Here is a 13,760-nt window from a genome sequence, read left to right as displayed (position 1 = left end):
CCGGATCTAGAAAGTCTGACCCAGGGAGAACTGGAAGACCTGAGTATCGTCCTCGCTTTCATCGTTCAACGGTTCGGCGACGCTGAAGGTCAGCGGTCCCACCGGCGTCAGCCAGGAAACGCCCAGGCCGACACTGTAGCGCAGATCGCCAATCTCCACACCCGACTCGCACTCGGAGGGGCCGTCGCCTTCCAGCACGTCGTAGCAGTCCGTCAGGAAGGTGTTACCCGCATCCAGGAACAGACTGGTCTGCACGGAACGCTGATCCTCGATGAACGGCGTCGGGAAGATCACTTCCGCAGTGCCTTCCACCAGCACGTTGCCCCCCAGGGTACGATCGTCGCCTCGACCGCGCTCGGTGGTCGCCGGGCCTAGGGTGTTGGCGGTAAAGCCACGCACGGAACCCAGTCCCCCGGCGAAGAAGTTTTCGTAGAAAGGATAGGGATCGTTGCTACCCAGCACATCCGCGTAGCCCAGGCTCGTGCCGAACTTGAGGGACCAGGTGTCGCTCAGTTCGAAGAGTTTCTGCCCCTTGTAACGCAGCTTGTAGTATTCCGCGTCGCTGCCGGGCACCGCGGTTTCCAGAGACAGGCGCTGATAGCTGCCGGCGGTGGGCATGATACCGCGATTCAGGGCGTTGCGGGTCCAGCTGGCGCTGAGCTTGAGGCTCTGGGCGTCTTCGCCTTCATCTTCCACGTAACGCACGATTTCCGAGTTGGTGTCGCTGTAGGTGGAGATGGACAGGTCTTCCGCGCTGACGCCGAAGTTGAGCCGTGAAAGTTCGTTGATCGGATAGCCGAAATTGATACCGGCGCCATAAGCGTCCGTGGAGTAGGTGGAGATATCCGAGTCCTCGTAATCGGTTTCCCGATAGTAGAGGTTGTAACCCCGGGAGATGCCGCTCAAGGTCCAGTAGGGATCGGTGAAACCGAAGTTGACGCTGGTGAAAGTGTCGCTGCGCTGGGCGCCGACATTGACTCGATTGCCGGTTCCCAGGAAGTTGTCCTGGGCCAGAGAAGCACCATAGATGACCCCGGCGCTCTGGGAATAGCCGACGCTTGCCTTGATCGAACCGGAGGGCTGTTCCTCGACGTTGTAGGTCACATCCAGTTGATCCGGTTCGCCGGGCACCGGGCGGGTTTCCACATCGACCTGCCTGAAAAAGCCAAGACGCTCCAGACGCTGGCGGGACTGGCTGATCTGTTCCGTTGAGGCGGGGGCGCTTTCCATCTGGATCATTTCCCGGCGCAGCACCTCGTCTTCCGTGGTGGTGTTGCCGACGAAATTGATGCGCCGCACGTAGGCCCGCTTGCCGGGATCGATGCGGAAGGTAACGTCCACGGTATCGCCGCCGGGAGAGACTTCAGGTACGCCCTCCACGTTGGCGAAGGCGAACCCTTCCGCCCCCAGCCGCGAGCGCAGCGCTTCCGAGGAAGCGGTGATGTCGCTGCGAGAAAAGATTTCTCCCGGCTTCGCCTCGACCAGCTTGCGCGCCTCGGATTCAGGAATCTTCAGATCGCCCGCAAAGTGAATGCCGTCCAGACGGTACTGCCGGCCTTCCTCGATATTGACGGTCACGAAGATGCGCGACTTGTCCGGGCTGATGGATACCTGAGTCGAGGTGATATTGAAATTCACGTAGCCCCGGTCGAGATACCAGGAGCGCAGCCGCTCAAGATCCCCGGCCAGACGCTCCCGGGAGTATTCGTCGTCGCTGAACCAGCCGAAGAAAAACCCCGGGCTGTCTTCCAGCTCGAAGAGATCCCGCAGGGTGTCATCGTCGTAGTCCTGGTTGCCGACGATATTGATCTGACGAATCTTCGCCACCGCCCCTTCGTTGATGTCGATCTTGACCCGCACCCGGCCTTCGTCGATTTCCTCGACGCTGGTATCGATCCGCGCGCTGTAGCGGCCCTGAGCCTGATAGACCTGTTCGAGCTCACGCTCGATCTCATCCAGGGTGGAGCGCTCCAAGGCCTGACCTTCCGCGAGTCCGGCTTCCTTGAGGCCATTGCGCAGCTGCTCCTCCTCGATCTGGGAGTTGCCGGTGATCTCGATATCCGTGATGAAGGGACGTTCCTCTACCTGGATGACCAGCACGTTGCCGTCCCGGGCAAGCTGAATATCGTCGAACAGACCCGTGGCAAACAGCGACCTGGACGCCTGCGCCAGTTCCTGGTCGTTCACCTGCTGATTGGCGCTGATCGGAAACGCATTGAAGACGGAGGCAGCGGAAACCCGCTGCAGCCCTTCCACTCGGATATCGGAGACGGTGAAAGAATCCGCCAGCGCCGCCTGGGCGCCGGAAAGCAGCAGCGCCGCCAGTCCTAGAGTCTTGAGTTTCATGCAGTCGATTCACTCGCGTTGGTCTGCCCGCTTATCAGAGGGGCACCTTATCCATTTGTAGGGTCCGCTGACAAGGTACGCCGCGTAATCCCTTGTCAGGCGACGCATGACGTCACCGGCCTAGCGACGGCTTTCCAGGTAAATCGAGCCCGCTTACCAGAGCCGCATCAGATCGAAATACAGCGCCATCATCATCAGGCCACCCACCAGTACCAGGCCGACTCGCAGACCTAGCGCCTGAGCCTGTTCCGAGACGGGCCGCCCGCGCACTACCTCCACCAGGTAATAGATCAGGTGGCCGCCGTCCAGTACCGGGATGGGCAACAGGTTGAGCACCCCCAGGCTGATGGAGAGATAAGCCATGAAACCGACGAAGCTCTCGAAACCGCTGCGGGCAGATTCTCCCGCCACTCGAGCGATGGTGATCGGACCGGAAAGGTTGCTGGGGGAAATCAGCCCCTGAATCATCTTGCGAATCGCATCCAGGGTGAGAAGCGACATTTCCCCGGTGCGGGCAAATGCTTGCCCTACCGCTGCGACGGGACCGTAGCGAATCTCCCGCCGATATTCCTCCGGCCAGGGCACCGGGGCCACGCCGGCGCCGATATAACCGATGGTATCGCCATCGTCGAGCCGGCGGCTGCCCGGGGTCAGGGTCCGATTCAGACGTTCACCGTTGCGGGCTATCTCGATCTCGAGCTGCTGTCCCGGGTTCTGGCGAATCCGCTCGACGAAGGCCATCCAGTCGTCGATCGGCTCACCATTTACTTCCACGATGCGATCGCCGCTCTCGAGCCCGGCCTGTGCCGCGGCCTCGCCTTCCATGATCTGATCGATGACCGCCGGGTAATCCGGTTGCCAGGGCGTGATGCCGAGCGACGCCAAGGGCCGAGGCGGATCCTGGCCCACCATCCAGTTTTCCACCGGCAGGCGGTATTCCCGGGCGGCGCCTCCGGACGCCTGGGTCGCGACGCTCAGGTCGCCGCTGAGGCCGATAGCCGCCACCAGCTTGAGGTTGATGTCTTCCCAGGAGCGCACCGGATCGTTCTGTATCGCGACGATTTCCCGGCCAGGCTCGAGCCCGGCCCGAGCGGCGGGAGAATCCGGGGCGACGTTGCCCACCACCGGCGCGGCGGTGGTGGTTCCCACCACGAAGATCAGCCAATAGGCAACGATGGCCAGCAGAAAGTTGGCCAGCGGACCGGCGGAGACGATGGCGATACGCTTCCAGACGCTCTGACGATTGAAGGCCAGATGCTGTTCGCTTGGGTCCACCGGGCCCTCCCGCTCGTCGAGCATCTTGACGTAGCCGCCCAGGGGAATCGCCGCCAGAGCGAACTCCGTGCCGTGTTTGTCGTAGCGGGACCAGAAGGGGGAACCGAAGCCCACGGAGAAGCGCAGCACCTTGACGCCGCAGCGCCGGGCTACCCAGAAATGGCCGAATTCATGAAAGGTGATCAAGACACCCAGCACCACGATGACCGCGAGAATATTCTGTATCACACCCATTAGCGGTTTCCTCCCCATCTTGCCAGATGGTCTCGGGCCAGCGCCCGCGCCCGTTTATCCTCTTCCAGTATCGTCCCGAGTTCCTTGGCGGATTGCGGCGCGCGGTCGTCGAGCACATCCCTCACCAGTTCGTCGATACCGGTGAAGGACAGCTTCCCGGCCAGGAAGGCCTCCACCGCCACTTCGTTGGCGGCGTTGAGCACCGCAGGGGCGGTGCCGCCGGCGGCCTGGGCCTGACGTGCCAGGCGCAGGCAGGGAAAGGCCGCTTCATCCGGCGCCTGAAAATCCAGCCGGGCCACTTCAAAAAGATCCAGCCGATCGACACCCGCCTCGATACGTTCCGGCCAGGAAAGCCCGAAGGCGATGGGGGTGCGCATGTCCGGGTTGCCCAACTGAGCCAGCACGGAGCCGTCCCGATACGCGGCCATGGAATGGATCACGCTCTGGGGGTGCACCACCACCTGAATCTGCTGCGGATCGGTATCGAACAGCCAGCAGGCCTCGATCAGCTCGAGCCCCTTGTTCATCAACGTTGCGCTGTCCACGGAAATCTTGCGCCCCATGCGCCAGTTGGGATGCGCGCAGGCCTGCTCCGGGGTGACTCGAACAAGCTCCTCTCGCCGCCAGCCCAGGAAAGGTCCGCCGGAAGCGGTCAACAGCAGCTGAGAAACGCCGATACGTCCAAGACCGCCGCGATGATCACGCGGTAGACACTGATAGATAGCGTTATGTTCGGAATCGATGGGCAATAAAACCGCCTCGTGCTGCTCCACCGCTTCCATGAACAGCGCGCCGGACATCACCAGCGCTTCCTTGTTGGCGAGCAATACCCGTTTACCGGCCTTTACCGCGGCGAGGGTCGGCAGCAATCCGGCGGCGCCGACGATGGCCGCCATCACCACCTGGACTTCCGGCGCCCGGGATACTTCTTCCAACGCCAGCGCACCGGAAACCACTTCCGTCGCCAGTCCGGCGTCCCGGCATCGGCTCCGCAGCCAGGCCGCGCCCTGTTCGTCTTCCAGCACCGCCAGGGCAGGATGATGGCGCAAACACTGCTCGAACAGTCGTTCCTTCGAACGATGGGCCGTCAAGGCGTGAACGCGGTAGCGGTCCGGATGGCGGGCGATGACATCCAGCGTGCTGGTGCCGATGGAGCCGGTAGACCCCAGCACCGTTACCGTCTGCATCCGGCTCGTCATGGCACTTGTCGTAACAGTCGTCATAACAACAGTCTCAGCAGAGCAAACATCGGTACCGCCGCGGTCAGACTGTCGATACGATCCAGGACGCCGCCGTGCCCCGGCAGCAGCGCGCTGGAGTCCTTGATACCGCGCACCCGCTTGAGCATGCTCTCGAACAGATCGCCGAGCACCGATATCAGCGCGATCACCAGAGTGATGACGATCAGCAGCAGACTGGCCGCCAGGCCAAGCTTTTGCCAGACGGCGAAGGCTACTGCCAGCACCACTGTCGCCAGCATGCCGCCCCAGACCCCCTCCCAGGACTTGCCGGGGCTGACCTGCGGCGCCAGTTTACGACGACCAAAGGCGCGTCCGGCGAAGTAGGCGCCGGTATCCGCGGTCCATACCAGCAGCAGCACATAGAGCAGCCATTCGGCGCCGCTTTGACGCAGGAGAAGAAAGCCTGTCCAGCAGGGCAGCAGTACCCAGGCACCCATCAGCATGCGCCGCCAGCGGCCCGACCAATGAAGCTGGCGTTCGGGATAGCTCAACACCCAGTAAAGATTAAGCAGCCAGCCGGGCGCTGCCAGCCCCAGCAGCCATACGGAGTGCGCCAGACCCGTCAGCCACAGGCTCAACATTATCGCGGCAAAGACCAGCGCCCAGACCACCTGAGACTTGAATGAAACATGCCCCGCCAGATTGGCCCATTCCCAGGCTGCCAGTACAACGATCGCGCCGGTGAACAGCGCGAAGGCGCCGCCGCTCAGGCCGAACAATCCCCATAGTGCGATCGGAATCAGCATCAGGGCGGTCAGGATTCGCTGTTTAAGCACCTTGCGACTCGATCTGTTCGTGGGTCATGCCGAAACGGCGCTGACGATGCAGGTAGGCATCGACGGCCTGGTCGAACGCCTGGGCGCCAAAATCCGGCCAGAGCAAAGGAGAGAAGTAAAACTCCGCGTAGGCGAGCTGCCAGAGCATGAAGTTGGAAATACGCTGCTCGCCGCTGGTGCGGATACACAGATCCACCGGTGATTCCTGGGCCAGACAGGTTTCCTCGTGCAGGCTATGCTCGTCGATATCGCAGCTATCGAGCTCGCCGGCGTCGACCCGTTCTGCAAGACGTCTGGCAGCCTGAGCGATATCCCAGCGTCCACCGTAGTTCGCCGCCACCACCAGATGCATGGCGCGGTTGTTCGCGGTCAGGGCTTCCGCCCGGGCGATCTGCTTTTGAATCTGCTCGGAAAAACCGCTGCGCTCGCCGATGACCGTCAGCCGAATGCCGTTGCGATGCAGCTTCCTGACCTCCCTTTTGAGGGCAAAGAGAAACAGCTCCATCAAGGCGCTGACTTCCGCCGCGGGACGCTTCCAGTTTTCACTGGAAAAGGCGAACAGAGTCAAGGTCTCGACGCCACGTTCCGCGGCGCGCTGAATCACCGCGCGCACCGAATTCACGCCGGCCTGATGACCGCGCACGCCGGCAAGTCCTCTTGCCTTGGCCCAGCGATTGTTGCCATCCATGATGATCGCCACGTGACGAGGCACCACGAGACGGCGTGTATCAAAGGACTGAGGTGATGTCATGGAGTCTCGCATAAGGAGCCGTGCACGCGGTATCAAACCTGCATCAGGTCATGTTCCTTGGATTCCAGCAGCTTGTCGATCTCGGCAATATACTTGTCCGTCAGCTTCTGAATCGCCTCGGTGCCCCGGTGCTCCTCGTCCTCGGAAATATCCTTGTCCTTCTGCAGCGCCTTGAGGTCGTTGTTGGCGTCGCGGCGAACGTTGCGCACGGCGACCCGAGCAGTTTCCGCCTCGCCTCGTGCCTGCTTGATGTAACCCTTGCGGGTTTCCTCGGTGAGCATCGGCATAGGTACGCGAATCACGTTGCCCGCGGTGGCGGGATTGAGCCCCAGGTCCGCGGTCATGATCGCTTTCTCGACCTTGGGCACCATGGATCGCTCCCAGGGCACCACGGACAGGGTGCGGGCGTCCTCGACATTGACACTGGCTACCTGGTTGATGGGCGTGGGATTGCCGTAATAGTCCACCATCACCGCATCGAGGATGCTGGGATGGGCACGCCCGGTACGAATCTTGTGGAAGTTGGTCTGAAGGGCTTCCAGACTCTTCTTCATGCGTTTTTCCGCGTCTTTTCGAATATCATCGATCACGATGTCAGCCTCTATCTATCAGGGTGCCTTCCTTGCCGCCCATCACCAGGTTCAACAGGGCGCCGGGCTTGTTCATGTTGAACACGCGCACCGGCATGTCATGGTCACGTACCAGACAGATGGCGGTCAAATCCATGACCCCAAGCTTCTGGTCCAGCACTTCGTCGTAGGTCAGATGGTCGTACTGACTGGCATCCGGATGACGGGCGGGATCTTTGTCGAAGACACCATCGACCTTGGTGGCCTTGAGCACCACGTCAGCGTCGATCTCGATGCCGCGCAGGCAAGCGGCGGAGTCCGTGGTGAAGAAGGGATTGCCGGTACCGGCGGAAAACAATACCACGTCCCCGGCGGTGAGATAACGTATCCCGGTACGACGTTCGTAATGCTCGACCACCCCGCTCATGGGAATCGCCGACATTACCCGAGAGCGAATGTTCGAACGTTCCAGGGCGTCGCGCATGGCCAGGGCGTTCATCACCGTGGCCAGCATCCCCATATGGTCGCCGGTGACCCGATCCATGCCCGCCTCATGCAGGGCAGCGCCGCGAAACAGATTGCCGCCCCCCACCACGATACCCACCTGGACCCCGATACCCACCAGTTGGCCGATTTCCAGCGCCATGCGATCGAGCACCTTGGGATCGATGCCGAACTCCGCGTCGCCGGTCAGGGCTTCGCCGGAAAGCTTGAGCAGAATACGCTTGTACTTGCTCTTGTTGGCGCCGCGCTCGCTCTTGGTACTGGAACCGCTTTTGGCAGCGGATTCGATGGGCGTAAAAGGCCGGTCGGGGAAGGCTGGCATGGACATCTCCTGAAAAAAGGATCGGGGCGGATCAAGCAAGAATCTGGCGCTGGCCGGATACGCGATGGCGTGCGCAATGCGCACGCCATCGTCGTTCATCGCATCACGCCTTAGCTACGACGCGCCTGCTCCATGACTTCCTTGGCGAAATCGACTTCTTCCTTCTCGATGCCTTCGCCCACTTCAAAGCGCGTGAAGCCGACAACCTCGCCACCAGCGGTCTTGGCATACTGCGCCACGGACTGGTTGGGATCCTTGACGAAGGGCTGCTCGGTCAGGCTGTTTTCCGCCAGATACTTCTTCAGGCGGCCCTGAACCATCTTCTCGGCGATCTGCTCCGGCTTGCCGGCCATGTCCGGCTGAGCCAGGATGATGGCCTTTTCCTTGTCAAGCTGCTCCTGAGGCATGTCCTCGGGATGCGCTACCGCCGGATTGATTGCCGCCACGTGCATGGCGACATCCTTGGCCACCTGGGTGTCACCGCCCTTGAGAACGGTCAACACGCCGATACGTCCACCGTGCACGTATTCACCGACCAGGCCGCCTTCCGGCGCCTCGACGACGGCGCTGCGCCGCACGCTGATATTCTCGCCGATCTTCTGCACCAGCTGCTGGCGAGCCTCCTCCAGAGCGCCCTCCATCACCGCCGCCACGTCGTCGCTCTTGGCGTCGAAGAAAGCATCGGCAATTTTCTCGGCAAAGGCCTTGAAGTTGTCGTCCCGAGAGACAAAATCCGTCTCGGAGTTGATCTCGACCATCACGCCGATCTTGCCGTCCTCGGCAACGCGAGTGACGACCGCGCCTTCCGCCGCTGTGCGGCCGGCTTTCTTGGCGGCCTTGAGACCGGAATTCTTGCGCAGGTTTTCAATCGCGGTGTCGATATCGCCATCGGCCTCGGTGAGCGCCTTCTTGCACTCCATCATGCCGAGACCGGTGCGCTCGCGCAGTTCCTTGACCTGAGACGCGCTGATAGCTGCCATGGTAGTAACCTCTAAAAATAACGTCGATATACAAAAGATATTCTCGGCGCCAGCTCGGCGACGGGAAAAAGGGGGCCGAAGCCCCCTCGTCTATCTATTCACTCTTGCCATCCGCCTGGGAGCCGCGGCGTGGGCGTTACTCGGTGACTTCGTTGGTCTCGGTCACTTCGACGAACTCGTCCGGACGTTCTTCTTTCGCCTTGGAGCAGGCGCCAGCGATGGCCTGAACGTAGATTTGAATGGCGCGGATGGAGTCATCGTTGCCGGGAATCACGTAGTCGACACCATCCGGATCGGAGTTGGTGTCCACCACGCCGATCACCGGAATGCCCAGCTTGTTGGCTTCGTTGATGGCGATGCGCTCATGATCCACGTCGATCACGAATAGCGCGTCCGGCAGGCCGCCCATATCCTTGATACCGCCGATGGAACGCTCGAGCTTGTCGTGCTCGCGGGTTGCCATCAGTACTTCTTTCTTGGTCAGCTTCTCGAAGGTGCCGTCTTCACGCATCGCTTCGAGTTCGCGCAGACGCTTGATGGACTGACGAATGGTCTTGTAGTTGGTCAACATGCCGCCCAACCAGCGATGGTTGACGAAAGGCTGCCCCGCCCGGGTGGCTTCTTCCTTGATGATCTTGCTGGCGGCGCGCTTGGTGCCGACGAACAGGATCTTGTTGTTGGAAGCAGCCATCTTCTCGACCACGCCGAGGGCGTCGTTGAGCGCCGGCAGGGTATGTTCGAGATTGATGATGTGAATCTTGTTGCGCGCCCCGAAGATGTACTTGCTCATCTTGGGATTCCAGTACTTGGTCTGGTGACCGAAGTGAGCGCCTGCCTTGAGCAGGTCACGCATGTTGACTTGTGCCATGGATGACTCCTGATGAATCGGGTTAGGCCTCCATACACCCCATGGATCCGACCGCGGGCGACAACCCACGGCACCCGGGACCATGTGTCGGTGCATGTGTGTTTTTAAGGCATTTCGCCGTGCCGCAAGGCGCGAAACTCGCTTTCGCAATAAAGGAAACACGGTTTCACGAGGAAGGTTTGCAGGTTGGCGCGCAGCTTTATACCATAGTTCGATGCCAAGATGAAGCGACCGCGCCCTCGTCCTCCATCCTCGGAGGGTTTTAACGACGACGCTTCACTCCCTTCTTCAGACACGAGATTCCATGAACGTTCCCATCAAGACCGCGGATGAAATCCACAAGATGCGCGAAGCCGGTCGCCAGGCCGCCCGCGTGTTCGAAATGCTGGCGCCCCACGTTCAAGCCGGCGTCACCACCGGCGAACTGGATCGACTCTGCCATGATTTCATCGTCGACGAGCTGGGTTCCACCCCGGCGCCGCTGAACTACCACGGCTTTCCCAAGTCGATCTGCACCTCCATCAACCACGTGGTGTGTCACGGCATCCCGGACGACAGGAAGGCCCTCAAGAGGGGCGACATCATGAATATCGACATCACCGTGAAGACCGCGGAGGGCTATCACGGCGATTCCAGCATGATGTTCGTGATCGGCGAATCGATTCAGGGCGAAAGACTGTGCCGCGTTACCCAAGAATGCCTCTACAAGAGCATGGCGCTGGTCAAACCCGGGGTGCGGCTTTCCGAGCTGGCCCGGGTCATTCAGCATCACGCGGAGGCCAGCGGTTACAGCGTGGTGAGGGATTTCTGCGGCCACGGCATCGGCGCCGGCTTTCATGAGGAGCCTCAGGTGCTGCACTACGACGGCTACGCCCCGGAAGCGGATATCGCCCTGGCGCCGGGCATGTGCTTCACCATCGAACCGATGATCAACGTCGGCGGCTACCGTACCAAGGTACTGCGGGACGGCTGGACCGCGGTCACCAAGGACAAGAGCCTGTCCGCCCAGTGGGAGCACACCCTGCTGGTGACGGAAAGCGGCGTCGAGGTGCTCACCGCTCGGGGCGAGGAAGACCTTTCCTTCCTGGAAGGCTGACATGCTGCTACATCACTATCGTTTCGTACCGGACGAAAGCCTGCTGAATCTCGAGGCATTTCGCGCCGAGCTGGCGGGCAGCCGCTCCCCGGTGGCGCCCTTCAAGGAGGCTCTGAGCCGCATCCAGACCCGCCTGGATGAACGCTTTCGCGCCGGCGCGGACATTCGCGACCTGGTGTACGGCCGCGCCTGGTGCGTGGATCAGTTGCTCGAGATCGCCTGGCAGCTGCATGACTGGAGCGACGACGGCATCGCCCTGCTCGCCGTGGGCGGCTACGGTCGGGGAGAACTGCACCCGCATTCGGACATCGATCTGATGGTGCTGCTGAAAGGCGATGACGATACGCCCTATCGAGAATCATTGACCGCTTTCATCACTCTCCTCTGGGATATCGGCCTGGAAATCGGCCACAGCGTTCGCTCGCTTGATGACTGCGAACGCGAAGCCGAAAGCGACATCACGGTCATCACCAACCTGGTGGAGACCCGTACTCTGGTGGGCCCGGAGACGCTGCGGGATGCCATGCTGGAACGCCTGTCCACGGACCGCCTGTGGCCCGCCAAGGATTTCTTCGAAGCCAAGTGGCAGGAACAGATCGCCCGCCATCGGCGCTTCAACAACTCCGAGTATCACCTGGAGCCCAACATCAAGAGCTCTCCCGGCGGGCTCAGGGACATTCAGATGATCGGCTGGGTGGCCAAGCGTCACTTCGGGCCACTGCGCTACGAGGAGGTAGTGGACAAGGGTTTCATGAACGACGCGGAGCTTCGCATCCTCAGCCAGGGCCAGGCGTTTCTGTGGCAGGTGCGCTACGCCCTGCACATGCTGACCGGTCGCGCGGAGGACCGCCTGCAGTTCGACCATCAGCGCGCCATCGCCAAGCTGTTCGGCTACCGGGACACCCCGGAACGCCTGGCGGTAGAGCAGTTCATGAAACGCTATTATCGCCACGTCACTGCCCTGGCCGGCCTCAACGACATGCTGCTGCAGCATTTCGACGAGGTCATCCTGCGTGGCGGCGAGGCGCTGACGATCAAACCGCTCAACGACCGCTTCGAGGTCAAGGGCGGCTATATCCAGGCACGTCATCCGCATATCTTCCGCGAGACCCCCGCCGCCCTGCTCGAGCTGTTCCTGCTGATGGCGCAGCACCCGGAAATCGACGGGGTGCGCGCCTCGACCATTCGCCTGATCCGCGATCACCGCCATCTGATCGACGACCTGTTCCGGGACGACCTGCGCCATCAAGGGCTGTTTCTGGAGCTATTGCGCTCCGGCGGCAACGTGCCCCGCCAGCTGCAGCGCATGAATCGCTACGGGGTGCTGGGCAAGTATCTGCCGGAATTCGGTCAGGCGGTGGGGCTGATGCAGCACGATCTGTTCCATATCTATACCGTGGACGCCCATACCCTGCGCCTGCTGGCCTTCGTGCAGTGCTTTCGCCGCCCGGAAGGACGCGAGAAATTCCAGATCGCCTCGGTGCTGGTGCATCAGCTGCCCAAGCTCGAACTGCTGTGGATCGCCGGACTGTACCACGATATCGGCAAGGGCCGCGGTGGCAATCATTCCCTGCTGGGAGCGGTGGACGCCCGGGACTTCTGCGAGCGTCACGGCCTGTCCCCCCAGGACACCAGGCTGGTGACCTGGCTGGTGGAGAATCATCTATTGATGTCGAAGGTCTCGCAGAAGCGGGATATTACCGACCCGGAGGTGATTCGCGACTTCGCCAGTCAGATGCGCGATGAGATCAGCCTGGACTATCTCTTCGTGCTGACCGTGGCGGATATCAACGCCACCAATCCATCTCTGTGGAATAGCTGGCGGGCATCACTTTTACGCCAACTGCACGCGGAAACCAAGCGTGCCCTGCGCCGAGGGCTGGACAACCCACTGGATCGAGACGACTGGATCAGCGAAACTCGAGCGGAAGCTCTGGCCCTGCTCAGCAACCTGGGTGCCGAGCAGGCACGCATCGAACGCCTGTGGCATACCCTGGGTGACGACTATTTCCTGCAGTACACCGCCAGCGAGATCGCCTGGCAGACTCAGGGCATTCTGGCTCACCAGAACTCGGCTCCCGGCTCGACGCTTCCGCTGGTACTGATCAACGCCCCCACTGACGACATGGCCGAGGGCGGCGTCAAGATCTTCATCCATACCCGCTCCGTGGACGATCTGTTCGCCGCCACCGCCGCGGCCCTGGACGAGCTCGGGCTGTCGATTCACGATGCTCGTATTGCCACCTCCAGCAACGACTGGACCCTCAATACCTTCATCGTGCTTGATCAGTGGGGCCAGGTAATCCGCGATCGCGAACGCCTCGAGGAGATTCGCCATCATCTGGTGGAGGAACTCGACGACCCGGACGACTATCCGCGCATCGTCACCCGTCACACGCCGCGCCAGCTCAAGCATTTCAAGGTGGCTACCCGAGTTGCCATCGAGCAGGACCCGGCCAACGAGCGCACCATGCTCGAGCTGATTGCCCCGGATCGCCCCGGCCTCCTGGCTCGGGTCGGGCGCATCTTCATGGAGCAGGATATCGCCCTTTCCGCTGCCAAGATCGCCACTCTCGGAGAACGAGTCGAGGACGTCTTCTTCATCATCCTGAAGAACGGCCGGCCGCTTACCGATCCGGAGCATCAGGAGCGACTGCGCCAGCAGCTGATCGAGGTGCTGAGTGTCTAGGGCCGGTTTGTGACCCCCGGCGCGCTTCCCTATAATCCAGGGTTCGCCGCGCCCAAGTCTATATATGCTTGGCATGACGCCCTTTCCAATAACGATAACCGCCAGACGC

General features: G+C 61.5%; 11 protein-coding genes. 2 read left to right on the top strand and 9 right to left on the bottom strand.

The window, feature by feature from the left end; translation table 11 throughout:
* Positions 1–6: 6 nt before the first annotated feature.
* The 9 genes from bamA to rpsB form a co-directional block, all read right to left on the bottom strand.
* Entirely contained in the window at positions 7–2,346 is a 2,340-nt protein-coding gene (bamA, locus tag FGL86_RS06675) for an outer membrane protein assembly factor BamA (protein WP_246131752.1), read from the bottom strand.
* Between the two features lie 153 nt (positions 2,347–2,499).
* A complete protein-coding gene (rseP, locus tag FGL86_RS06670) occupies positions 2,500–3,855 on the bottom strand; it encodes a sigma E protease regulator RseP (protein WP_147183848.1) in 1,356 nt (451 codons plus the stop codon).
* The gene (gene ispC, locus FGL86_RS06665; protein ID WP_246131751.1) at positions 3,855–5,054 is read right to left on the bottom strand and encodes a 1-deoxy-D-xylulose-5-phosphate reductoisomerase; all 1,200 of its coding nucleotides are present in this window, start codon (positions 5,052–5,054) and stop codon (positions 3,855–3,857) included. The genes rseP and ispC overlap by 1 nt, the downstream gene beginning before the upstream one ends.
* A 20-nt stretch (positions 5,055–5,074) precedes the next feature.
* Positions 5,075–5,872, bottom strand: a complete 798-nt coding sequence (locus FGL86_RS06660) for a phosphatidate cytidylyltransferase (protein ID WP_147183847.1) — start codon at positions 5,870–5,872, stop codon at positions 5,075–5,077.
* On the bottom strand, positions 5,865–6,623 hold the full coding sequence (gene uppS, locus FGL86_RS06655; protein WP_147183846.1) for a polyprenyl diphosphate synthase: 759 nt from the start codon (positions 6,621–6,623) through the stop codon (positions 5,865–5,867). The genes FGL86_RS06660 and uppS overlap by 8 nt, the downstream gene beginning before the upstream one ends.
* A gap of 32 nt (positions 6,624–6,655) precedes the next feature.
* Positions 6,656–7,213 (bottom strand): ribosome recycling factor, encoded by a 558-nt coding sequence (frr, locus tag FGL86_RS06650; RefSeq protein ID WP_147183845.1) that lies wholly within the window; start codon positions 7,211–7,213, stop codon positions 6,656–6,658.
* Positions 7,214–7,217: 4 nt separating this feature from the next.
* A complete protein-coding gene (pyrH, locus tag FGL86_RS06645) occupies positions 7,218–8,018 on the bottom strand; it encodes a UMP kinase (protein WP_246131750.1) in 801 nt (266 codons plus the stop codon).
* Positions 8,019–8,128: 110 nt separating this feature from the next.
* Entirely contained in the window at positions 8,129–8,998 is an 870-nt protein-coding gene (tsf, locus tag FGL86_RS06640; protein WP_147183844.1) for a translation elongation factor Ts, read from the bottom strand.
* 136 nt (positions 8,999–9,134) lie between these two features.
* Positions 9,135–9,866, bottom strand: coding sequence for a 30S ribosomal protein S2 (rpsB, locus tag FGL86_RS06635; RefSeq protein WP_147183843.1), 732 nt, complete (start codon positions 9,864–9,866; stop codon positions 9,135–9,137).
* A gap of 304 nt (positions 9,867–10,170) precedes the next feature.
* Between rpsB and map the strand changes: the two genes are divergently transcribed.
* Positions 10,171–10,962, top strand: coding sequence for a type I methionyl aminopeptidase (gene map / locus FGL86_RS06630; protein WP_147183842.1), 792 nt, complete (start codon positions 10,171–10,173; stop codon positions 10,960–10,962).
* Position 10,963: 1 nt separating this feature from the next.
* Positions 10,964–13,651 (top strand): [protein-PII] uridylyltransferase, encoded by a 2,688-nt coding sequence (locus tag FGL86_RS06625; protein WP_147183841.1) that lies wholly within the window; start codon positions 10,964–10,966, stop codon positions 13,649–13,651.
* The last annotated feature ends 109 nt before the right edge of the window (positions 13,652–13,760 follow it).

Origin of the sequence: Pistricoccus aurantiacus, assembly GCF_007954585.1 — a bacterium.
GTDB classification, from domain to species: domain Bacteria; phylum Pseudomonadota; class Gammaproteobacteria; order Pseudomonadales; family Halomonadaceae; genus Pistricoccus; species Pistricoccus aurantiacus.
The sequence above is the reverse complement of the archived record's forward strand: the minus strand, read 5'-3'. Positions and strand labels throughout refer to the sequence as shown.

Bases quoted from the DNA above. Each gene is read 5' to 3' on its own strand.
- uppS (WP_147183846.1), bottom strand. From the start codon at position 6,623: ATGACATCACCTCAGTCCTTTGATACACGCCGTCTCGTGGTGCCTCGT.
- pyrH (WP_246131750.1), bottom strand. From the start codon at position 8,018: ATGCCAGCCTTCCCCGACCGGCCTTTTACGCCCATCGAATCCGCTGCC.
- tsf (WP_147183844.1), bottom strand. From the start codon at position 8,998: ATGGCAGCTATCAGCGCGTCTCAGGTCAAGGAACTGCGCGAGCGCACC.
- FGL86_RS06625 (WP_147183841.1), top strand. From the start codon at position 10,964: ATGCTGCTACATCACTATCGTTTCGTACCGGACGAAAGCCTGCTGAAT.
- rseP (WP_147183848.1), bottom strand. From the start codon at position 3,855: ATGGGTGTGATACAGAATATTCTCGCGGTCATCGTGGTGCTGGGTGTC.
- bamA (WP_246131752.1), bottom strand. From the start codon at position 2,346: ATGAAACTCAAGACTCTAGGACTGGCGGCGCTGCTGCTTTCCGGCGCC.
- map (WP_147183842.1), top strand. From the start codon at position 10,171: ATGAACGTTCCCATCAAGACCGCGGATGAAATCCACAAGATGCGCGAA.
- rpsB (WP_147183843.1), bottom strand. From the start codon at position 9,866: ATGGCACAAGTCAACATGCGTGACCTGCTCAAGGCAGGCGCTCACTTC.
- ispC (WP_246131751.1), bottom strand. From the start codon at position 5,054: ATGACGAGCCGGATGCAGACGGTAACGGTGCTGGGGTCTACCGGCTCC.